The sequence below is a fragment of the Streptomyces barringtoniae genome (genome assembly GCF_020819595.1).
Lineage (GTDB): Bacteria > Actinomycetota > Actinomycetes > Streptomycetales > Streptomycetaceae > Streptomyces > Streptomyces barringtoniae.
In genome coordinates this window covers 246,390-266,176 of record NZ_JAJHNP010000005.1, presented here as the reverse complement: position 1 = coordinate 266,176, position 19,787 = coordinate 246,390, and the positions used below count along the sequence as shown (strand labels likewise).

16 protein-coding genes and 1 riboswitch are annotated in these 19,787 nt (G+C 73.1%); of the genes, 7 read left to right on the top strand and 9 right to left on the bottom strand.

The features are described 5' to 3' along the window. Nucleotides 1-128 precede the first annotated feature (128 nt). From LMU33_RS10610 to LMU33_RS10595, 4 genes are all read left to right on the top strand, one after another. Complete coding sequence (locus LMU33_RS10610) at nt 129-1,616, top strand: FGGY-family carbohydrate kinase (RefSeq protein WP_228619457.1); 1,488 nt, start codon at nt 129-131, stop codon at nt 1,614-1,616. 290 nt (nt 1,617-1,906) lie between these two features. Beyond that, nucleotides 1,907-3,541 (top strand): fucose isomerase, encoded by a 1,635-nt coding sequence (locus tag LMU33_RS10605; RefSeq protein WP_228619455.1) that lies wholly within the window; start codon nt 1,907-1,909, stop codon nt 3,539-3,541. A 74-nt stretch (nt 3,542-3,615) separates the two neighbouring features. Beyond that, on the top strand, nt 3,616-4,722 hold the full coding sequence (locus LMU33_RS10600) for a DUF4185 domain-containing protein (RefSeq protein ID WP_372477917.1): 1,107 nt from the start codon (nt 3,616-3,618) through the stop codon (nt 4,720-4,722). A 51-nt stretch (nt 4,723-4,773) separates the two neighbouring features. Further along, nucleotides 4,774-5,355 (top strand): histidine phosphatase family protein, encoded by a 582-nt coding sequence (locus LMU33_RS10595; RefSeq protein WP_228619453.1) that lies wholly within the window; start codon nt 4,774-4,776, stop codon nt 5,353-5,355. A gap of 63 nt (nt 5,356-5,418) precedes the next feature. Here the strand turns inward: LMU33_RS10595 and LMU33_RS10590 are convergent, their stop codons facing one another. The 3 genes from LMU33_RS10590 to LMU33_RS10580 all read right to left on the bottom strand — a co-directional run bounded on the left by LMU33_RS10590 (nt 5,419) and on the right by LMU33_RS10580 (nt 7,098). Continuing rightward, nucleotides 5,419-6,171: a CbtA family protein gene (locus LMU33_RS10590; RefSeq protein ID WP_228619451.1), complete on the bottom strand. Its 753-nt coding sequence runs from the start codon at nt 6,169-6,171 to the stop codon at nt 5,419-5,421. A gap of 21 nt (nt 6,172-6,192) precedes the next feature. Beyond that, on the bottom strand, nt 6,193-6,414 hold the full coding sequence (locus LMU33_RS10585; RefSeq protein ID WP_191875862.1) for a CbtB domain-containing protein: 222 nt from the start codon (nt 6,412-6,414) through the stop codon (nt 6,193-6,195). A 36-nt stretch (nt 6,415-6,450) separates the two neighbouring features. Further along, a riboswitch (cobalamin riboswitch) is annotated at nt 6,451-6,588 on the bottom strand. A 96-nt stretch (nt 6,589-6,684) separates the two neighbouring features. Continuing rightward, entirely contained in the window at nt 6,685-7,098 is a 414-nt protein-coding gene (locus LMU33_RS10580; RefSeq protein WP_228619450.1) for a (2Fe-2S) ferredoxin domain-containing protein, read from the bottom strand. A gap of 286 nt (nt 7,099-7,384) precedes the next feature. Here LMU33_RS10580 and LMU33_RS10575 point away from each other — a divergent pair, with 286 nt between their 5' ends. Both LMU33_RS10575 and LMU33_RS10570 read left to right on the top strand, forming a co-directional pair. Continuing rightward, on the top strand, nt 7,385-8,149 hold the full coding sequence (locus LMU33_RS10575; RefSeq protein ID WP_228619448.1) for an alpha/beta hydrolase family protein: 765 nt from the start codon (nt 7,385-7,387) through the stop codon (nt 8,147-8,149). A 181-nt stretch (nt 8,150-8,330) separates the two neighbouring features. Then, nucleotides 8,331-9,218 (top strand): GNAT family N-acetyltransferase, encoded by an 888-nt coding sequence (locus LMU33_RS10570; RefSeq protein ID WP_228619446.1) that lies wholly within the window; start codon nt 8,331-8,333, stop codon nt 9,216-9,218. Here the strand turns inward: LMU33_RS10570 and LMU33_RS10565 are convergent. From LMU33_RS10565 to LMU33_RS10550, 4 genes are all read right to left on the bottom strand, one after another. Further along, the gene (locus LMU33_RS10565) at nt 9,215-10,399 is read right to left on the bottom strand and encodes a sensor histidine kinase (RefSeq protein ID WP_228619445.1); all 1,185 of its coding nucleotides are present in this window, start codon (nt 10,397-10,399) and stop codon (nt 9,215-9,217) included. The two genes, LMU33_RS10570 and LMU33_RS10565, sit on opposite strands and share 4 nt — an antisense overlap. Before the next feature lie 381 nt (nt 10,400-10,780). Next, nucleotides 10,781-12,517: a sodium/solute symporter gene (locus LMU33_RS10560; protein ID WP_228619443.1), complete on the bottom strand. Its 1,737-nt coding sequence runs from the start codon at nt 12,515-12,517 to the stop codon at nt 10,781-10,783. A gap of 31 nt (nt 12,518-12,548) precedes the next feature. Next, nucleotides 12,549-12,812, bottom strand: coding sequence for a hypothetical protein (locus tag LMU33_RS10555; protein ID WP_228619441.1), 264 nt, complete (start codon nt 12,810-12,812; stop codon nt 12,549-12,551). 233 nt (nt 12,813-13,045) lie between these two features. Beyond that, the gene (locus LMU33_RS10550; protein ID WP_228619439.1) at nt 13,046-13,861 is read right to left on the bottom strand and encodes a LytR/AlgR family response regulator transcription factor; all 816 of its coding nucleotides are present in this window, start codon (nt 13,859-13,861) and stop codon (nt 13,046-13,048) included. Nucleotides 13,862-14,013: 152 nt separating this feature from the next. Between LMU33_RS10550 and LMU33_RS10545 the strand changes: the two genes are divergently transcribed. Beyond that, nucleotides 14,014-15,057: a bifunctional class I SAM-dependent methyltransferase/NUDIX hydrolase gene (locus LMU33_RS10545; RefSeq protein ID WP_228619438.1), complete on the top strand. Its 1,044-nt coding sequence runs from the start codon at nt 14,014-14,016 to the stop codon at nt 15,055-15,057. Between the two features lie 6 nt (nt 15,058-15,063). Here LMU33_RS10545 and LMU33_RS10540 read toward each other — a convergent pair whose 3' ends face one another. Then, nucleotides 15,064-17,433, bottom strand: coding sequence for a glycoside hydrolase family 65 protein (locus tag LMU33_RS10540; protein WP_228619436.1), 2,370 nt, complete (start codon nt 17,431-17,433; stop codon nt 15,064-15,066). 2 nt (nt 17,434-17,435) lie between these two features. Next, a complete protein-coding gene (locus LMU33_RS10535; protein WP_228619764.1) occupies nt 17,436-19,520 on the bottom strand; it encodes a xanthine dehydrogenase family protein molybdopterin-binding subunit in 2,085 nt (694 codons plus the stop codon). Nucleotides 19,521-19,787 lie beyond the last annotated feature (267 nt).

The following is a 19,787-nucleotide window of genomic DNA, read 5'->3' as shown; positions in this document are numbered from 1 at the left end:
GGACGCCGGCCACCTCATGACGCCTGAATTACGCACATTGCTCAGTTTGTTACGGCTCTTCTCGGCCACATGGCCCGACCCTGCGCGGCCTCTTGACGCTGAAATCGATTTCTGCCAGCGTGCACCTCATGCCTCGCAAGTCTCCCAACGCAGTCATCGGTGTGGACATCGGCACATCGAGCAGCAAGGGCGTCCTCGTCGGCCTCGACGGCACCCTGATCCGCTCGGCCGTGCGGGAGCACACCCCCTCAAGGCCGGGTCCGGGCCGCTTCGAGATGGACGCCTCCGTGTGGTGGCACGAGTTCGCCGACATCGCCCGCGAGCTGACCGGCCCGGACGACTCCACCGTGCTCGCCGTCGGGGTCAGCGGCATGGGCCCCTGCGTCCTGCTCGCCGACGAGCACGACACCCCGCTGCGCCCGGCGATTCTCTACGGCGTCGACACCCGCTCGGTCCGGCAGATCCGCCGTGTCGAGGAACGGCTCGGCGCCGACGGGATCATCCGCCGGTGCGGCTCCGCGCTCACCACCCAGGCCGCCGGACCGAAGATCGCCTGGGTCGCCGAGGAGGAACCCGAGCGGTACGCCCGCGCCCGCCGCCTGTACATGCCCAGCTCCTGGCTGGTCCGCAAGCTCACCGGGGCTTATGTGCTGGACCACCACTCGGCCAGCCAGTGCACCCCGCTGTACGACACGCTCGCGGGCGAGTGGTACGGCCCCTGGGCCGCCGAGGTGGCCCCCGGCATCGAGCTGCCGCCGCTGCGCTGGTCCGGCGAGGCGGCCGGCACCGTCACCGCCGAGGCCGCCGAGGCGACGGGCCTGCCGGCCGGGATCCCCGTCACCACCGGCACCATCGACGCCTGGGCCGAGGCCCTCAGCGTGGGTGCACAGCACACCGGCGACCTGATGCTCATGTATGGCACGACCATGTTCCTGATCCACACCGTGCCGAAGCCGCTCACCAGCCCATCGCTGTGGGGCACGGTCGGCGCCCTGCCCGGCACCCGGAACCTGGCCGGCGGCATGGCCACCTCGGGCGCGGTCACCAACTGGCTGCGCGATCTGTTCGCCGCCGGTGACCACGACGAACTGACCCGCCTGGCCGCCGAGTCGGGGACCGGCGCGGGCGGGCTGCTGATGCTCCCGTACTTCTCCGGCGAGCGCACTCCGATCATGGACCCGGACGCCCGCGGTGTGATCGCCGGACTCACCCTGTCCCACACCCGCGGGGACCTGTACCGGGCCGCGCTGGAGGCCACCGGATTCGGGGTACGCCACAACATCGAGGTCATCGAGGAGGCGGGCGGCGACATCCGCCGCGTGGTCGCCGTCGGCGGCGGCACCCAGGGCGCCCTGTGGACCCAGATCGTCTCGGACATCACCGGCCGGCCGCAGGAGCTGCGCACCACCACGATCGGCGCGAGTTACGGCGGCGCGCTGCTCGCTGCGCAGCTCGTCGGGGACGCCGGTATCGACGACTGGAACCCGGTGCGGGAGACGGTGACGCCGCGCGCGGAGCATCGACGGCGGTACGACGAGCTGTACGGGCTCTATCGGCGGCTGTACCGGGAGACTTCGGCGACCGTGCATGCCCTTGCCCCACTGCAGGAGCGCTGAGCCCCTCCGAGTCCAGCAAGGGGCTCCGCCCCTTGAACCCCGCCAGGGGGCTCCGCCCCCTGGACCCCCGGCCTATGCCCACCCACCACCCGACTCGGTCGGCCGGAAAGGCACCGAACCCGACTCGGTCGGCTGGAAGGGCGCCGGCCCCTGCTCGCCCCACTCGGCCGACCGGAAAGGCACCCAACCCCAACTCGCCCCACTCGGTCGGCGGGAAAGGCGCTGGACCCCCAACTCGACCCAGTCGGGCGGCTGGGGGGTGGCCCATACGCACACCCAACGGAGATCGCATGACCACGTACACCCTGCCCGTGCCCGGCCGGCCCGCTGCCGCCGAGCCGCACACCGTCTACACCGTGGCGAGCGGTGACCTGCGCCCCGCCGCCAACGTCACCTGCTGGCCGACCCAGGAGAAGCTGGAGAAGGACCTCGCCGCGGCGCTGACCGGCCTCGGATGGCAGGTCCGCCGCGGACACCCCTTCGACGCGGCCAAGGGGCACGGCTTCATCGACAGCCAGCGCGCCGGCATCGAGGTGTTCAAGACCCTGCCGAAGGACGCGCCGCTGATCGTCGTGGAAGGTGTCTGGCAGTACAGCCACCACGTCCTGGCCGGGCTGCGCGACCACCGGGGACCGATCCTCGTCGTCGCCAACTGGAGCGGTGAATTCCCGGGCCTGGTGGGCCTGTTGAACCTCGCGGGAAGCCTCACCAAGGCCGGGCGCGCGTACTCCGTGCTGTGGAGCGCCGACTTCACCGACGACTGGGCCCGCGGCGGGCTGCGTACCTGGCTGGAGACCGGCACCCTCACCCACGACACCAGCCACGTCCGGCCGCTGCCGCCCCTGCCCGAGGACCCCGAGACCGCACTCGGCGTGGCCCTGGCCCGGCAGCTGCGCGAGGAGAAGGCGATCATCGGCGTCTTCGACGAGGGCTGCATGGGCATGTACAACGCCATCATCGACGACGAGTTCCTCAACCCCCTCGGCATCTACAAGGAGCGGCTGTCGCAGAGCGCCCTCGTCGCCGAGATGAACAAGGTCTCCGACGAGGAGGCGCAGGCGGTCCGCGCCTGGCTCGACCACGCCGGCATGACCTTCCACACCGGTACCGACGAGGCGACCGAGCTCACCGACGCCCAACTGCTCAGCCAGTTCAAGATGTACATAGCCGCGCTGCGCATCGCCGACGACTTCGGGCTCGACGCGGTCGGCATCCAGTACCAGCAGGGCCTGAAGGACACCGTCCCGGCCAGCGACCTCGCCGAGGGCCTGCTCAACAACGTCCAGCGCCCGCCGGTGTTCAGCCGTGACGGGGACCGAGAGCTGTACGCGGGTGCGCCGCTGCCGCACTTCAACGAGGTGGACGAGGGTGTCGCCGTCGACTCCCTGGTGACCAACCGCATCTGGACGGCGATGTGGCTCGACCCGGCCACCACGCTGCACGACATCCGCTGGGGCGAGGAGTACGACGGCCGGTTCGTGTGGGTCTTCGAGATCTCCGGCTCGGTGCCCGCCTCCCACAACGGCGGCTACCACAAGTCGTACAGCATGCGGCAGCCCCCGATGTACTTCCCGCTCGGCGGCGGCACGCTCAGCGGGGTCTCCCGGCCGGGCGAGATCGTCTGGTCGCGGGTGTTCCTAATGGACGGCCGGCTGCATGCCGACCTCGGCCGGGCCACCGCGCTCGAGCTGCCGGAGGAGGAGACCCGGCGCCGCCTCGAGGCCACCACCCCGCAGTGGCCGATCATGCACGCGGTGCTGCACGGCGTCAGCCGCGACCAGTTCATGGCCCGCCACCGCGCCAACCACCTGAACGTGGCCTACGCCCCCGACGCGGAGACGGCCGACAAGGCGCTGCGCGCCAAGGCCGCCCTCTTCGCCGAGCTGGGCGTCGAGGTGCACCTGTGCGGTGACGTGGCGCTGTAGCCGTACCCGCGGCCCCGCCGGTGCTGCACGTGCGCGAGCGAACCGACAGCCCTTCGAGGAGTGAGGAGTTCAGCATGGCCGGTGCACGACGTTCCACCCCCACCGACGAGGCCGGAGGCCCCAGCCGCCGCCAGGTGCTCGCCGCCGGTGCGGGCATGGCGGCGGCAGCCGCGTCCCTCACGGGCGCGCCACCGGCGGCCGCCGCCACCGCCCGGGCCACCGCCATCACCGGCACCAAGGTCAGAAACCTCACCGGCCCCGCCGAGACGGGCCCGTTCGCCGCGCCCTGGACGGATCTCGGCATCCCCGTCACCTGCCCCGACGGCACGATGCTGTTCGTCTGCGGCGACACCTTCGACGGTGCCGGCGTCGGCGCCTCGGACTGGCGGGCCCCGGTCGGCCTGCGCGCCCGCCAGCCCGATCCGAACGGTCTCGTCATCGACGACAGCGTGGGCGGTGCGCACGCGGGGGGCCTGGTCCCGGAGGGCCACCAGAACAACACGACCGCCATCCCGTCGGACGTGTTCACCGTCGGCGACACGATGTACATGCACCTGATGCGAGGTGTCCTGTACCAGACCGACCACTCGGACTTCTGGCGCTCCACGGACAACGGCGAGAGCTGGGAGTATCTGTGCCTGTGGCCGGGCGACCAGTACGGCGGCCAGTTCCAGCAGAAGACGTACGCGGTCGCTGACGACGGCTACTGCTACGTCCTGTCGACCGTGTTCAACCGTGACGCCGACTCCGACCTCCTGCTGCACCGGGTGCGCCAGGACCGGCTGGGCGACCCGGCGGCCTACGAGCCGTGGGGCTACGCGAACGGCGCCTGGGCGTGGGGCAATGACCCGACCACGATCACCGCGCGCCGCCGCTGGGGCGAGATCTGCTTCCGCGCCATGGGCGGCAGGTACGCCCTGACCTGGCTGAACATGGATCCGCTCGGTATCCGCGCGCAGGTCTTCGCGTTGCCGACCAGCAACCTGTTCACCACGCCGGAGCAGACGGTCATCGTCCCCACCACCCCCGGCGACGAGTCCGGCAACGCGGTGGCCAGCCCCTACGGCGGCTTCATCGTGCCCGGGTCGACGTTCAGCGACTTCAACATCAACGTCAGCCAGTGGTACGACGACCAGAACTACCGGGTGATGCAGTACCGGATCAGCGGACTGGCCGTCTGAGCCCGTCCCCGGATTGTGCGAGCGGTGCGGATGCTGGTACTTGTGGATCACATGACCAGCCGAGTCCTTCTCGTCTCCCCCGCCATGAGCGCGTCGCTGCGGCAGGCCCGCTTCGACGACGGCGGCTCCATCGACGAGGGCGGCGCGGCGCGGGCCCGCTCGGCGGCCGGTGTGCTGCCGTCCGCGGTCCGTGTCCTCTCCTCCCCCGGTGTGCGCTGCCGGGAGACGGCCGCGGCGCTGGGCCTCGACGGTGTGCCGGTGCGGGAGTTGGCGGGTCTCGACGTGGGTCGCTGGCGCGGGCGCACGCTGGAAGAGGTGGGGGCCGCCGAGCCGGAGGCGGTGGGCCGCTGGCTCAGCGACCCGGAATGCGCATCCCATGGGGGTGAGTCCGTGCGGGACCTGTGCGGACGGGTCGCGCGCTGGCTTGCCGACGCGCAGGGGTGGGAGGGCCGTACGGTCGCCGTGGTCGAGCCGGAGGTGGTGCGGGCGGCCGTCGTCGACGCACTCGGCATGCCCGCGGCAGTCTTCTGGCGCCTCGACGTGCCGCCGCTGACCGTGACCGAACTCAGCGGCCGGGCCGGACGCTGGAATCTGCGACTGGGGCGTCCCCTTGCCGCGCCGGAGACCGACTAGGCGGGGAGAACGGCACAGGGCCCGACGGATCGTTCCGTCGGGCCCTGTGCCGTACAGAAGGAGTCAGCGCGCGGCCGGAACCGCTCGCCGGTTCGCGGCCGCCGCCGGTTTGGGGTTGAGCAGCCGCTCGGCCAACTCACCGAAGACGAGGCCGTATCCGGCCCACAGAGTGGTCTGGATCGCCAGTGCCGAGAGCCGGAACCGCCACAGCAGGGTGGCCGGGAAGGCCTTGGGCACCTCGTTGACGACGGGCAGGAACTGGTAGGCCAGGCCGATCAGGACGGTGAACGCGACCACCGCGGCAACCGTGGCCCACCAGGTGCCGAGGCGCGGGGCGAGCCGCTTGCCCAGGATGGTGACGGCGACCGCCAGCAGGACGCTGAGCAGCATCATCAGGAAGTACAGGGTGGTCCGCTTGCCGATGGTGTCGGGGTTGCCGATCGACGGCGGGTTGGCCGGGTACTTCAGGAACGGCACGACGTACACGGCGAGCAGCGCACAGCCCGACAGCAGCAGTGCCGTGGCGCGCGGGCCGAAGCGCCCCACGCGGCCGAGGGCGAAGCCGAAGGCGAGCGCGGCGATGCCGCCGAAGGCGACCCCGTAGACGAGAACACCGGTGGCGAGGCCGGCGGTCGACTGCAGGGATCGGGAGACGACCTCCATCTCGTGCTCGTGGGAGTGGGCCTCCTCGAAGCTGATCGCCTTGTCGACGTTCGGCTCACCGAGGACGTACGCCACGACCAGGGCGAGCACACCGGCCGCGAGACCGGCGAGCATGCCCCGGACGAGAAGGTTCCGTACGGTTGCGGAGTTCATGGGCGCGGTGGTGTTCCTGCGTCAGTGGCAGGGGAAGCCCAGAAGGTGGCGGGCGTCGTGCACCCACTCGTGGACGTCCGTGCCGTTGAACACGGAGGTGGCGCCCTGCTCGGCGCCGACGAAGTAGAGCAGGACCAGCATCAGGATGCCGAAGAAGACCGCCCAGGGAGCAATCGCCTTCAGCGGCAGCTTGGCGGGAACGACGGGGGTGGTGGCTGTCGGCTGGGCGACGGTCTGCGCCATGGCAGGACCTCCTCTGGGAGTTCGCGTCCCATCTCGGTGGTGCACAGGACGACGGCCACGGGTCTGACTCACGAGCCCCTGAGGGTCCCGCATACAGTGGCGCGACCGTGCCGGATTTCCACCGGCTTCCGTTTCGCCGTCATCGATATCGGACCGACCGTACCGCGTGACGCGCGCACGGCCAAGACCGCCTCCCTCCCAAGTGATCTTCCTCTCCCACCAGGTGGGACGGTACGAGACCGGTGGGTCGGCGGTGAACGCCCGGCGGGATCACCCGCCCGGTGAACGGGAATCCGTGCGGCGTCGCGGCGGGGTGAAGGCGTACAGGTCGAGGATGTCCGGCACGGGTGCCACGCCGGGGCCGCCGGCGCGCACCCAGGCGACGATGTCCTCGGTCGCGTCAGGGTCGTTGACGAGCCCGAGCCAGACCGGCCGCGCGCCGGCTGCCCGGCCCGCGGCGGACGGCTGTACGACGACGACGTTGGCCTGGTCGCACACGTCGAGGCAGTCGGAGATGCGCACCGGCACCTCCGCCCGCAGACGCGCGGTCTGCGCCGCGTGATCGACCCCGGTCACCTTGGGACTGCCGCAGCAGCAGTCCCGGCACAGGACGACCCGGCAGGGTGCCGCACCGCTCTCCGCCGCGGCGTCGTCCGACGCCTCTTCCGCCGGCCTCTCGGGCACGCCGCGTCACTCCCCGCCGTCGCCTTGTGTCGCCGGCCATCATTCCACGGCGGAGAACACCCGGTTGCCGAGGGCGTGTTCGGCTGTGCAGGTGGCGGGAAAAAGGGTTGGGCGGGTTGATCATCGATCTGGTAGCTTGCGGTCGACCGTGAAACCGCCCGAGGAGGTGAGACCCATGAACGCTGTATCCGTATGGGTGCTCCCCCTCGTCGTCACGGTCGGGCGATCGACGTAGGTGTCGCCGGGAGCGCCTCAAGAACAGGGCACTCCCGAAAGGCAACACACCATGAAATCTCTGCAGTTCACCGCCGAGTCGTCCGCCAACGGCATGATCGAACGCGACTTCACCGTGGGCGAGGTCCCCGGTGTCCTGTGGTCGCCCGCATCCGGCGCGGACCGTGCGCCCCTGGTCCTGATGGGCCACGGCGGCGGCAACCACAAGAAGCATCCCGCGATGGCGGGGCGTGCGCAGCTCCTGGTGAGCGGCTGCGGCTTCCACGTCGCCTGCATCGACGCACCCGGTCACGGCGACCGGCCGCGCACGGCACACGACGAGCAGGAGATCGCCGAGCTGTTCCGGGCGAGGGCGGCGGGCGAGCCGGAAGGCCCGGTCGTCGTCCGCTACAACGCCCACCTGGCGGAGCTCGCCGTACCCGAATGGCGGGCGACGCTGGACGCCCTCCAGGAACTTCCGGAAATCGGCGCCGACGGACCCGTCGGCTACTTCGGCATCAACATGGGCACCGCGATCGGCGTGCCGCTGGTGGCGATCGAACCCAGGATCACCGCCGCGGTCTTCGGTCAGCACTGGCCCGACGTCCTGGCGGAGAAGGCGAAGCAGATCACCATCCCGGTCGAGTACGACATGCAGTGGGACGACGAGCACATTCCGCGCGAGGCCGGTCTGGCGCTCTTCGACGCCTTCGCCTCGCAGGAGAAGACCCTGCACGCCAACGCGGGCAGGCACAAGGAGCTCCCCCGGTTCGAGGCCGCCAGCGCGGTCCGGTTCTTCGCCCGGCATCTCGGCCGAACGGCCGCCGTGCCGGCCTGACCCGAGCCGTGGCGGCGCCCGGCCTGCCGGTCGGGCGCCGCGACCGCCGCGCGCCCCGGCGACCTGGTCGTCGTCCCCTGGTCCGTCAGCTGCGGCACCTGTGACCGCTGCCGCGCCGGACTGACCGCGCAAGCCGGAATGCGGGTGCGGGCCAACGGCGCGGTGGTGTGTGATCGGGGGTATGGCGATGGTGCTGGGCAAGCCGGGAGTCGACGGGTTGGGCGAGGTCGTGGGCGTGCTGCCGGAGTGGCAGTACGACGGGGCGCCGATGCAACTGCATCCGGGGGACCTGGGCTGGTTCTGGCGGTTCGGTGCGCAGGCCACGGCCGAGGCGGTCCGGACCTGGAGCCGGGACGGACGGATTCTCGCCGTCGGGCTGCTGGACGGTCACGACCTGTTGCGGCTGACGATCGCGCCGGACGCTCACCGGGACGAGGAACTGGCGCGGCAGCTGGTGGACGACGTGACCGAGCCGGAGCGCGGCGTACTGGAAGAAGGGACGGCGTACGTCGAGGCGCCGAGGGGCGCACTGATCCACGAGCTGCTGTTCGAGGACGGCTGGAACACCGACGAGCCGTGGACGCCGCTGCGCCGCGACCTCACGGAGCCGGTGCAGGACCCGGGCGTGCGGGTCGAGGTGATCGGACCGGCGCAGGCGCACGTGCGTGCCGCCGTACAGCGGGCATCGTTCGACAGGTCGACGTTCACGGACGAGCGGTGGCACACGATGGCGGCCGGATTGCCGTACGCCGACGCCCGGTGTCTGGTCGCCTACGACGACCAGGGCAACGCGGTGGCGGCGGTGACCGTGTGGTCGGCCGGACCGGGGAGGCCCGGGTTGCTCGAGCCGATGGGCGTGCACCGGGCACATCGCGGTCACGGCTACGGCACGGCGGTCACCGTCGCCGCGGCGGCCGCACTCCGGGAGCTGGGCTCGTCGAGCGCGATCGTCTGTACCCCGAGCTCCAACGTCGGCGCCGTCGCCACCTACACGTCGGCCGGCTTCCAGCGGCTCCCCGAGGTCCGGGACCGCCGCCGGGACGGCTGGGCCGTGCACCCCCGTTCCTAGGGCCTGGCCTGGATGCCGGGGCGGAACTTCGGGACGCGGAGGGTGATCTTCGTGCCCGCCCCGACGCCGGTCTCGATGACGAGGCCGTGGTCGTCGCCGTAGACCTGGCGGAGCCGGCGGTCGACGTTGCTCAGGCCGATGCCGGTGGCGGGGCCGGCCGTGCCGCGCAGGATCGCGCGCAGGCGTTCCGGTTCCATGCCGATGCCGTCGTCCTCGATGACGACCCGGGCCTCGGTGCCCTCGTCCTCGGCGACGATCGTGACGCCGATGCGCTCCACGGCCCCCTCCAGGCCGTGTTTGAGGGCGTTCTCGACGAGGGGCTGCAGGCAGAGGAAGGGCAGCGTCACGGGCAGCACCTCGGGGGCGATGCGCAGGGTGACCTTCAGGCGGCGGCCGAAGCGGGCGCGGGCGAGTTCCAGGTACTGCTCGATGGAGCGCAACTCCTCGGCGAGGGTGGTGAAGTCGCCGCCGCGGCGGAAGGAGTAGCGGGTGAAGTCGGCGAATTCCTGGAGGAGTTCGCGGGCACGCTCGGGGTCGGTGCGGACGAAGGAGGCGATGCTCGCGAGCGAGTTGTAGATGAAGTGCGGGGAGATCTGGGCGCGCAGGGCCCGGAACTCGGCCTCGTGGGCGCTGGTGCGGGCCCGGTCCAGGCCGGCGAGCTCGAGTTCCAGGGAGAGCCGGCGGGCCGCTTCCTCGCCGGCCCGGACGACAGCGGTCGACTCGTCGGCGGCGAACACGACGAGGGCGCCGGGCGCGCTGCCGTCGGCGGTGAGCGGCACCAGGGCGCCCCAGCGGACGGGGCAGCCGGTGTCGTCGCAGGACAGCGGGAAGGTCCGGGCGCTGGGCGGGTCGGCGAGCTGTGCCGGCACCTCCGCGCGGTGGTGTTCGCCGGCGCCGTCCCAGGCGAGCACGGCGGTGTCGTCGGTGAGGGCGAGGGCGGGGGCGCCGAGCAGGGGGCGCAGCCTGCGGACCGTCTTACGGGCGGTGTCCGGGGTGAGCCCGGCGCGCAGGGGTGCCGCGGCGAGCGCGGCGGTGTGCAGCCCGTGGGCCAAGGCGCGCGCGCCGTCGCGATCGGCCGAGTGCTCCTGCTGCCGACGCGCCGCCCCGTGCCCGAGAGCAGCACCGAGCACGAACAGCCCGAGCCCCGCGAGAACGAGCGCCGCGGTACCGAGGACGGTCATGGGCGACGCGGGTTCGGGCCGACGGGGTGTGTGCCGCTGGACCGCCGGGGGGCGCCGCCGGCCACCGGGTGCCTGGACCGCCCGGGGGCTCCTCGGTACGGTCCAGGGCCGGGGGATCGGCGGTGCCGTCCAGCGCCGGGGGCTTGGCGGTGTAGGCGAGCGGCGCGGCCTTGCCACTGCTGGGCAACCACGCGGTCTTGCCGGTGCTGGGCAGCCGCGCGGTCTTGCCGGTGTTGCGGAGTGGCGCGGTCTCGTCGGGCCGGGTGCCTCGCCTGCTCTCCTCTGTCCCGGCGACCCGCATGTGGGTCGGCACCGTCGGGGCGGCCGACGGGTGTCCCGGCTCGTCCGGCTGTGGCGCTGGTCTGCACAACGGCTCCTCGGTCAGGTCGTCGCCGGTCCGGGGCGGGTGGGGACCGGGGGCTCGGGGAGGTGGAGTCGGGCCATGGTGGCGGCGGTGCCGGGTGGGACGCGGCTGCGGGTGGCCAGGGAGATCAGGACCATCGTGGTGAAGCCCAGGGGGACGGACCACACCGCGGGCCAGGCCAGCAGGGTGTGCGGCCAGCCGGAGCGGGCGCCGCCGGCGATGGTGGCCGTCACCGCGGTGAGCGCCGAGCCGCCGCCGAGGACGAGCCCGGCGATCGCGCCCGGCGGGGTCAGGCCGCGCCACCAGATGCCGAGGACGAGCAGCGGAGCGAACGAGGACGCGGAGACGGCGAAGGCGAGGCCGACCGCGTTGGCCACGGGCAGATCGCTGACCACGGCAGCCGCAGCCGTCGGCACCGCGATCGCGGGCAGCGTGGCGAGCCGGAAGTGGCGGACGCCGAGCGTGGGCAGCACGTCCTGGGCGAGGACGCCCGCGACGGACATGGTCAGCCCGGACGCCGTGGAGAGGAACGCCGCGCAGGCGCCCCCGGCGACGAGGGCGCCGAGCAGGTCACCGCCGACCCCGCCGAGCAGCCGCTGCGGCAGGACGAGGACCGCGGCGTCGGTGTCGCCGGTCAGGAGCAGGTCGGGGGCGTACAGGCGGCCGAGCATGCCGTACAGGGGGATGAGGAGGTAGAACGCGCCGAGCAGGCCGAGCACGCTCACGGTGGTGCGGCGGGCGGCGCGGCCGTCGGGGTTGGTGTAGAAGCGCACGACGACGTGCGGCAGGCCCATGGTGCCGAGGAAGGTGGCGAGGATCAGCCCGTAGGTGGCGTACAGGCCGTGCTGTTCGCGGTCCGAGGACAGCGGCATGGCCCAGCTGGAGGGCACGGCGCGGTCGGCTGCCCGGTCCGGCAGGGGGACGCGGGCGCCGGCCGGGAAGCGCAGGGCGGTCTGCGCGCCGATCCGGTGCCGGCCCTCGCCGAGCCGCAGCGAAACCCCGTGCACCGCGCACCCGTCGACGGTGCCGGACGCGGTGACCCGGACCGGCTCGCGCACGGTGAGGGTGAGGGGCCGGTCGACGCGCACCTCGGTGGAACGGTGGAAGACGGGCCGGTCGTCCCAGGCGGGTGCCGGGGCGTTGTCGCCGCGCCAGGCGAGCAGCAGGAACGCAACGGGCACCAGCAGGGCGGTGAGTTTCAGCCAGTACTGGAAGGCCTGGACGAAGGTGATGCTGCGCATTCCGCCGGCGGCGACGGCCGCGGTCACCACGGCGGCGACGACGAGACCGCCGAGCCAGCCGGGCGCGCCGGTGAGCAGCCGCAGGGTGAGGCCGGCGCCGCGCAGCTGGGGCAGCAGATACAGCCAGCCGATGCCGACGACCAGCACACCGGCGACCCGCCGCACCGCCCGGGACTCCAGCCGGGCCTCGGCGAAGTCGGGCAGGGTGTAGGCGCCGGAGCGGCGCAGCGGGGCGGCGACGAAGGCCAGCAGGACCAGGAAGCCCGCGGTGTAGCCGATGGGGAACCACAGCATGTCGACGCCCTGGGCGAGGACGAGTCCTGCGACGCCGAGGAAGGAGGCGGCGGACAGGTACTCGCCGCTGACCGCGCAGGCGTTGAGGCGGGGGGCGACGGTGCGTGAGGCGACGTAGAAGTCGGAGGTGGTGCGGGAGATGCGCAGGCCCAGCGCGCCGACGAGGACCGTGGCGAGGATCACGGCCGTCACGCCCACGATGCCGTACGTCTGGTTCACCGGCCGGCCCCGGCGGTAGGTCGGCGCATGGTCAGGGGTGTTCCGCGGGAGCGCCGGCGGCCGTGTCGGTCTCGTTGCGTTCGGCGCGGCGGACGTACCAGACGCCGATGGCCAGCAGGGCGGGGTACGGCGCCACGCCCAGGACGAGCCATACGGCCAGGGGGACGCGGGGTGCGGCGTGGGCGAGCGGCAGGATGCGCAGGAGGACGGGGAGCAGGCCGAGCGGGAGGGCGAGGAGGGCCGTGGTGATGAGAGCGGCCTTCAGCTGACGCCGTATCAGCTTCTCTGGTAACACCTCGGATCCGGGGTACGGCGAGGGTGCCGGGCGGGGTGTGGTCGTACCACCGGCGGGGCGCGGCCGTCCGGTGACCACCTCTCTGCGAGGGACGGACTCCGCACCCATGACGCACTCCCCGACGCAGCGGTGATCACCTTGTGCTGCGGCGAGTGTACGCAGCGGGCGGGGAGCGAGACAGCGGGCGGACGAGAATCGCCACAGGTCCGTCACCCGGCAACCGCTTGCCGTGCTCAACGGGCCCGGCCCGCCGCGTGTCTGGCCAGCAGGTCCCGCAGTTCCCGGGCGTTGCGCCGGCTCACGGCGAGGACGCGGTCGCCGATCCGTACGGTCACGTTGCCGCCGTCCAGGCGGAGTTCCTCGATGCGGCCGAGTGCGACGAGCCGGCTGCGGTGGATGCGCACGAACCCGCGTGCGCGCCACTGTTCCTCCAGGGTGGACAGCGCGACGCGCACCAGGTGGCTGCCGTGCGGGGTGTGCAGTCGCGCGTAGTCGCCCTGGGCCTCGACATAGGTGATGTCGGCGATGGGCACGAACCGGGTGACCCCGCCCAGTTCGACGGGGACCTGATCACCGAAGGCGGGCGCCTGCTCGGGCGCGGTCGCGGCGGGGGCGGCGGCCGGCCGGGGGCCCTGCCCGGCCCGTACCAGCTCGGCGACCCGGCGTACGGCCTCGGCGAAGCGCTCCTTGCGGAGGGGCTTGAGCAGGTAGTCGACAGCCTTGAGGTCGAAGGCGCGGACGGCGAAGTCGTCGTGGGCGGTGACGAAGACGACCAGCGGCGGGGCGGCGAACCCGCTCAGCAGCCGGGCGAGTTCGAGGCCGTCGAGTCCCGGCATGTTGATGTCGAGGAAGACGACGTCGATGCCGTGCTCGCCGTCCGGCCCGTCCGCCCCGGCCCGGCCGAGCCGCCGCAGCGCCTCGGTGGGTCCCGCCGCGGGCACCACGGTACCGACCCGGGGATCCCGCTCCAGGAGGTACAACAGCTCCTCGAGCGCGGGCTCCTCGTCGTCCACCGCCAGCACACGCAAGGGAGCGTCGCTCGCGCTCATCCCCACTGGCCCCTTCCCGTTTCAACCACTTACCCGGTGCATGGTGGCCTTCCCGTCCGTCCGCGTCGATACGCGGACGCCGGTGGTGTACGACGGCCGGCACCGGGCGAGGATCCCGAAGTCCACGGAGACGAGCGGTCCGAGGAGGCCCGGTGGCATACGTGAAGCGTGCGGAGTGGGACGCGCACTACGCAGACGGCGGCCGGTTCCGGGAGCTCGGCGACGGTGAGCGGCGGCTGCTGGCGGAGCACGTCCCGGCGCCGGCCGGCGGGCTCGCGCTGGACCTCGGCTGCGGGCTCGGCGAACTCGCCCGCCATCTGGCCGGATCCGGCTATCGGGTGGACGCCGTCGACTGGTCGGAGGCCGCCCTCGCGGAGGCCCGGAGCACCGGCGAGGCGGGCGTGACGTACCGGCGCCTGGACATCGAGCGGGACGACCTGAGTCAACTGCCGCACCCCTCCTACGACTTGATCACGATCCGGCTCGGCTGGGCCTTCGTGGGCGACCGCACCCGGGTGCTGAACCGGCTGCGCGAGCGGCTGCGTCCGGGCGGGGCACTGTGCGTGATCACGCCGGTCGCGGACGCGGTGCCGGACGACCGGCGCGACATCGCGCTGGACGAGGAGGAGATCGGTCTGCTGGGCGCCGGCTGGGCGCTGGCCGACCGGTACGACGCCGACGGCCTGGCGATGTTCGTCCTGCGCGGCCCCTCCCCCACCGCGCCGCGGTACGCCGGCAAGGGCCGCCCCTCTCCGCACGCCCTGACCGGCGCCGGAGTCGTCGTCACCGACCGCGCGGGCCGGGTACTGCTGGGCTGGTCGGTGCGGGGAGTCTGGGAGTTGCCCGGCGGCAAGAACGACGCGGACGAGGACTTCGCCGCGGCGGCCGTGCGCGAACTGCAGGAGGAGACGTCCTTGACGGCCGACCCGGCCGGTGCGCGGGTGCGGGCGATCCTGATGGACTCGGTGCACGGCATCCCCCGGGTGACGGCCGCCGTCCGGGTGACCGCCTTCACCGGCGAACCCGTGGTCACCGAGCCGCGACTGGTACACCGCTGGGAGTGGCACGAGGTCGGGGACCTGCCCTGGCTCGGCGGGCCGCTGTTCACGCCGAGCGCCCACGTCCTGGACGTCATGTGGCCCGGTGTGCTGCCGGGGCTCCCGGCCGTGCACCGGTACCCGGTGACGGACGGCTGAATGGTGTCACTCCGGGACCACCAGCCGTGCCGCCTCCCCCGGGCCCACCGGAACCACCCGGTCGCGCAGGCAGACGTCGATGGGGGCGCGGTCGGAGTCCGGTACGGCGATCTCCAGCAGGCCGCTGCGCAGGTGCAGATGGACGCCCCAGTGGCCGTGGTAGCGGATGGCGAAGCCGTAGGAGGAGAGTTCGGGGAGTGGGACCGGATCCAGGCACAGGGCGCCGTTGCGGGTCTCCAGGCCGGTCAGTCCGCGCTGGACGAGGTCGAGGGTGCCGGCCATGGCGCCGAGGTGGATGCCCTCGCCGGTGGTGCCGCCCTGCAGGTCGGCGATGTCGCCGCTCAGCGCCTCCTGGACGAAGGCCCAGGCGTCGGCGCGGCGGGCGCGGGTGAGGACCCAGCCGTGGACCAGGCCGCTCAGGGTTGAGCCGTGGCTGGTGCGGTGCAGGTAGTGGTCGACGGTCGCGGTCCAGGTCCGTTCGTCCAGGCCATAGCCCAGTTGGTCGAAGAGGGTCTTGAGTTCGGCGGTGGAGAAGAGGTAGCCGAGCATCAGCACGTCGGCCTGTTTGGAGGCCTTGTAGCGGTTGACGGTGTCACCCTCGGCCTCCAGGATCCGGTCGAGGCGGCGGATGTCGTCGTACCGCTTGCGGTAGTCGTCCCAGTCGAGTTCGGCGAGGTCGCCGTAGCCCTCGAACTGGCTGATCACCCCGTCGTGGAAAGGGATGTGGAGGGTGCGGGAGACCTCCTCCCAGCGGGCGGGCTCGTCCTCGTCCAGGCCGATGCTCTCGCCGAGTTCGCGGCGGCGCGGCTCGGGCAGGAGGTTCAGCAGGTCCAGGGTGCGGGCGAGCACCCAGGCGGCGGTGACGTTGGTGTACGCGTTGTCGTCCAGGCCCGGCAGGGCCGCGCCGGGGTAGGCGTCGTGGTACTCGTCGGGGCCCATCACCCCCCGGATGCGATAGCGGCCGAGGCGGTCGTCGTAGCAGGCGGAGTCCGCCCAGAAGCGGGCGATCTGCAGCAGCATCTCGGCGCCCTCGCCGTGCAGGAAGTCGGTGTCCGCGGTGGCCTCGCAGTACTGCCAGATGTTGTAGGCCACCGCCGAGCCGACGTGGTGCTGGAGCCGGGAGTGGTCCGGCAGCCAGCGGCCGGAGCGGGGGTTGAGGTGGAGTTCCTGGGCCTCCTCGCGGCCGTCGCTGCCGCTCTGCCACGGGTAGAGCGCGCCGCGCCGGCCGAGTTCCCGGGCCGCGCGGCAACCGGCGTCCAGGCGCCGGTGGCGGTAGTGGAGCAGGGCGCGGGAGACCTCGGGGAGGTGCAGGTTGAGGTAGGGCAGGACGAAGAGTTCGTCCCAGAAGACATGGCCGCGGTAGGCCTCGCCGTGCAGTCCGCGCGCGGGGACGCCGGCGTCGAGGTCGGCCGTGTGCGGCGACAGCGTCTGCAGCACGTGGAACAGGTGCAGGCGCAGGATGCTGCCCGCCTCGCCGGGCACCTCCAGCGCGGTGCGCCGCCACAGCTGTTCCCAGGCCGTGGCGTGCGTCTCCAGCAGTTCGTCGAAGCCGGGGGCGGCGCCGACGCGGTCGACGGCCGCGTCCAGCGGGTCACCGATGGCGGGGTCGTGCGAGGTGTGCAGGGCGACCGTCTTGTCGACGGTGACGGTACGGCCGGGTGCCAGGCGCAGCCGCACGTGCTGGACGGCGCGCAGGGCCTCGTGCGCCGTCGCCACCGGCGCGTCGGCGGACAGCCGGGCCGCGAGGACGCATTCGATGCGGGAGGTGCGGGTGTGGCAGCGCAGCCACATCGCGCCGTGTGCGGCGAGGCCGGTCCGGATCTGGGTGAGGTGCCGGCCGTCCAGGTCCCGGTAGCGGGCCACGCCGGCATTGGTGACGCGTCCGTCGAGGGCTGCCTCGACCTCCAGGTCGGTCCCTCTGCCCTCGACGGTGAACTCCGTGCGCAGCGCGGCAATGTGACGGTCCGCCAGGTGGACCAGGCGCAGCTGGCGCACGTGGAGTGTGGCGCCGCCGTCGAGGCCGTAGCTGGTGCGGCGTTCCAGCAGGCCGGGCTCGAGATGGATGGTCAGGTGGTGCTCGGTGACGGGGTCGGAGTCCGGGGTGAGCCAGGCGCGGCCCGCGGGACGGAAGCGCAGCGGCAGCCAGTTGGGGAGATTGACCAGGTCCTCGTTCTCGACCCGGCGTCCGGCGATCTCGGAGGTGAGCCGGTCGTAGCAGCCGGCCACGTAGGTGCCCGGGTAGTGGATGTCGTCCGCGGTGCACTCGGGCAGTGCCCCGCGGGTGGCGAAGTACCCGTTGCCCAGGGTGCACAGCGACTCCCGCAGGCGTTCCTCCTCCGGCCGGTAGCCCTCGTACTCCCAGGTCGGCCCCGTCACGGTCACCCCTCGGACAGCAGGCCGGCGAGGATCCGGTCGGGGGTGAGGGGCAGGTCGCGGAAGCGGATGCCCGTGGCGTTGTGCACGGCGTTGCCGATGGCGGCCGCGGTGCCGACGATGCCGATCTCGCCGATGCCCTTGCTGCCCATGGGGTTGAGGTGCGGGTCGTCCTCGGCGATCCAGTCGGCCTCGATGGCGGGCACGTCGGCGTGCGCGGGCACGTGGTAGGAGGCGAGGTCCGCCTCGGTGAAGTCGCCGAACGCGCGGTCCAGGGTGCTGTGTTCGGTGAGGGCCATGCCGAGGCCCATGGTCATGCCGCCGGTGAACTGGGAGCGGGCGGTACGCGAGTTCAGGATCCGCCCGGCGGCGAAGATCCCCAGCAGCCGCCGTACCCGGGTCTCGCCGGTGACGGTGTCGACGGCGACCTCGGCGAAGTGGGCCCCGAAGGCGTGCCTGGAGTAGGGGCTGTCGGCGTCGGCCTGCCCGGCGGTGTCGGCGTGGGTCTCGATGCCGTCGGCGGGCAGCGCTCCGGTGTGCGCGGCGAGCCGGGAGGTCAGCTCGGTACAGGCTTCGTGCACGGCCCAGCCCCAGGAGGCGGTGCCCATGGAGCCGCCGGCCAGCCAGGCGGACGGCAGGTCGCTGTGGCCGATCTCGGTACGGACCCGGTCGAGGGGTGCGCCGAGGGCGTCGGCGGCGATCTGGGCGAGGACCGTACGGGCCCCGGTGCCGATGTCGGTCGCGTTGATCCGCACGATGAAGGTGCCGTCGGGCAGGGCCCGGGCGGTCGCGGTGGCCGGGACGGCCGCGGCCGGATAGGTGGCCGCGGCCACGCCGGTGCCTATGAGCAGCGGGCCCTCGCGGCGGCTGCCCGGGCGCGGGTCACGCCCGTCCCAGCCGAAGCGGCGGGCGCCCTCGCGCAGGCACTCCACCAGGTGCCGGCTGCTGAACGGTTTGCCGCTGTCCGGCTCGCGCTCGGGTTCGTTGCGGATGCGCAGCTCGACCGGGTCCATGCCGAGTGTGTCGGCGAGTTCGTCCACGGCCGACTCCAGGGCGTACATGCCGGGCGCCTCGCCGGGGGCGCGCATCCAGGACGGGCTGGGCACGTCGAGCGGGACCACCCGGTGGGAGCTGAGCAGGGCCGGGGTGGCGTACATGATGCGAGAGGGCACCGCGGCCTGTTCGACGAACTCCTTCACCCGGGAGGTGTGGGTGGTCGCCTCGTGCAGCACGGCGGTGAGCCGGCCGTCCGCGCTCGCGCCGAGGCGGAGGCGCTGCACGGTGGGGGCGCGGTGGCCGACGGTGGTGGGCAGGTGGCGGCGGGGGTAGGCGAGGGTGACGGGCCGGCCGGTGCGCCGGGCGGCCATGGTGGCGAGGACGACGTCGGGGCGCGGGGTGCCCTTGGAGCCGAAGCCGCCGCCGACGTGCTCGGTGACGACGGTGACGTGGTCCTCGGACAGCTCGAACAGCTGGGCGAGGACCTCCCGCACGGTCGTACCGCCCTGGCTGGAGGTGTACACGGTGAGCCGGTCCCCGTCCCAGTGGGCCGTGCTGGTGTGCGGCTCCATGGGGTGATTGTGCAGCGGCGGCACCCGGTAGGTGACGTCGACACGGACCTCGGCGGCGGCGTAGGCGGCCTCCGGGTCCCCGTGCTCGACACGGCCCGGATAGCCGGCGTTGGCCTCCTCGGGCTCGTAGGCGTCCGGGTGCGCCGGATCGAGATCGGCGTGGTGGGGTTCGGCCGTGTAGGTGACCCGTACCGCCCTGGCGGCCGCACGGGCCGTCTCCAGGGTGTCGGCGACGGCCAGGGCCACGCACCAGCCCCGGTGCGGCACGTGCGGGCCCTGCAGCACGGCGAGCGTGGCGTCCTCGGGTGCGGCGAGACGCGGGGCGTCGTCGGGGGTGAGGACGGCGAGGACACCGGGCAGCGCGAGGGCGGCCGAGGCGTCGACGGCGGTGACCCGGCCCCGGGCGATCGCGGCGGGCACGGGCCAGGCGTGGGCCCGGCCGGGCAGGACGTACTCACCGGCGTAGCGGGCCACACCGGTGACCTTCTCCCGCCCTTCCCGCCGCTCGGCGGGTGCACCCAGGGCGCTGCCAGGGCCCGGGTGCCCTCCCGGCCGACGCTCGCCGACAGCTCGACCGGCGGCGGCCGCGTTCCGTGCGTCCCGGCACGCTGTCGGCGCGCCCAGGGCACTACCGGGGGCCGAGGGCCGGTGCTCGCCGAAAGCCCCGGTGCTGCCGGCGGCCGAGTCCCCTGCGCCCCGACGCTCTTCGGGCGCACCCGAGCCGCTGCGGGGGCCCAGGTGCCCTCCTGGTCGACGCTCGCCGACAGCCCGACCGGCGGCGGCCGCGTT

Excerpts from the sequence above, each read along its gene's own strand:
- LMU33_RS10565 (WP_228619445.1), bottom strand. The coding sequence starts at position 10,399 with ATGACCGTCCTCGGTACCGCGGCGCTCGTTCTCGCGGGGCTCGGGCTG.
- LMU33_RS10590 (WP_228619451.1), bottom strand. The coding sequence starts at position 6,171 with ATGAACTCCGCAACCGTACGGAACCTTCTCGTCCGGGGCATGCTCGCC.
- LMU33_RS10595 (WP_228619453.1), top strand. The coding sequence starts at position 4,774 with ATGACCAGCCGAGTCCTTCTCGTCTCCCCCGCCATGAGCGCGTCGCTG.
- LMU33_RS10585 (WP_191875862.1), bottom strand. The coding sequence starts at position 6,414 with ATGGCGCAGACCGTCGCCCAGCCGACAGCCACCACCCCCGTCGTTCCC.
- LMU33_RS10610 (WP_228619457.1), top strand. The coding sequence starts at position 129 with ATGCCTCGCAAGTCTCCCAACGCAGTCATCGGTGTGGACATCGGCACA.
- LMU33_RS10575 (WP_228619448.1), top strand. The coding sequence starts at position 7,385 with ATGAAATCTCTGCAGTTCACCGCCGAGTCGTCCGCCAACGGCATGATC.
- LMU33_RS10600 (WP_372477917.1), top strand. The coding sequence starts at position 3,616 with ATGGCCGGTGCACGACGTTCCACCCCCACCGACGAGGCCGGAGGCCCC.
- LMU33_RS10550 (WP_228619439.1), bottom strand. The coding sequence starts at position 13,861 with ATGAGCGCGAGCGACGCTCCCTTGCGTGTGCTGGCGGTGGACGACGAG.
- LMU33_RS10570 (WP_228619446.1), top strand. The coding sequence starts at position 8,331 with ATGGCGATGGTGCTGGGCAAGCCGGGAGTCGACGGGTTGGGCGAGGTC.
- LMU33_RS10605 (WP_228619455.1), top strand. The coding sequence starts at position 1,907 with ATGACCACGTACACCCTGCCCGTGCCCGGCCGGCCCGCTGCCGCCGAG.